Annotated in this window: 1 pseudogene; it reads left to right on the forward strand. The window is 66.2% G+C overall.

The features are described from left to right. Positions 1 to 11 precede the first annotated feature (11 nt). Positions 12 to 974: pseudogene (locus tag EOA38_RS40825) on the forward strand (peptidase S8); the annotation flags it as partial.

A 974-nucleotide genomic window follows, 5' to 3' on the forward strand; every position in this document is an offset into this window, starting at 1 on the left:
AGCTTATGCAGATGGCGCAAACCACCGCTTCCGTCGACCAGGCGATCGCCGACCCGGATGGCGATCCGGCCGCGATCTCGGCCGCCGCGCGCAACCGCTATTTCGAGGCGGCTCTCGACGAAGGCAATCCGTCGAAGCCGCTCAAGGCCTTTCTCGAAGGGTTGCTGGGCAGGGCCGGCGCCAAGCCGGTGCCGGTCGCCGTTCCCGCCGCAAGCCCGGCGCCGATCAGGCGCAAGCCGCGCCCGCTGCCGCCGCCGCAGCGGCGCCTGCGCATCTACGCGCTCGACCCTTCGGTCGCCAAGCGGCTGGACTCGGTGTCGGTCCACCAGGCGACGCTCTCGGTTCCCTGGGACGACGAGCCATCGGCCGACAAGCCGCTGCTGGCGGGCCCGATCGGCGAATATCTCGAGGTGGTCGATGTCGATCCGGCCTCCGACCGCGTCTACGATCCGGTCGACCTCAACGACAAGGTGCTCCTGGCCCAGGACGGCCTGCCGCCTTCGGAAGGCAATCCGAAGTTTCACCAGCAGATGGTCTACGCGGTCGCCATGACAACGATCGGCCATTTCGAGCGCGCACTCGGCCGTCGCGCGCTGTGGGCGCCGCACTATTCGCAAACCCCCGGCCGCAGCGGCGACATGACGGTAAAGGCCCACTATGTGCCGCGCCTGCGCATCTATCCACACGCGCTGCGCGCCGAGAACGCCTATTACAGCCCGGAAAAGAAGGCGCTGCTGTTCGGCTATTTCCCGGCAACCAGCAATGAGGGCGACGTCACCACACCTGGGACGACGGTGTTTTCCTGCCTGTCCAGCGACATCATCGCGCATGAGATGTCGCATGCGCTGCTCGACGGGCTGCATCGCCGCTTCCAGGAAGCGTCCAATCCGGACGTTCCGGCCTTCCATGAGGCGTTTGCCGACATCGTTGCGCTGTTCCAGCATTTTACCCTGAAGGAGCTGGTGAGTTTCGAG

It is taken from the genome of Mesorhizobium sp. M1E.F.Ca.ET.041.01.1.1, assembly GCF_003997355.1.
Classification (GTDB): domain Bacteria; phylum Pseudomonadota; class Alphaproteobacteria; order Rhizobiales; family Rhizobiaceae; genus Mesorhizobium.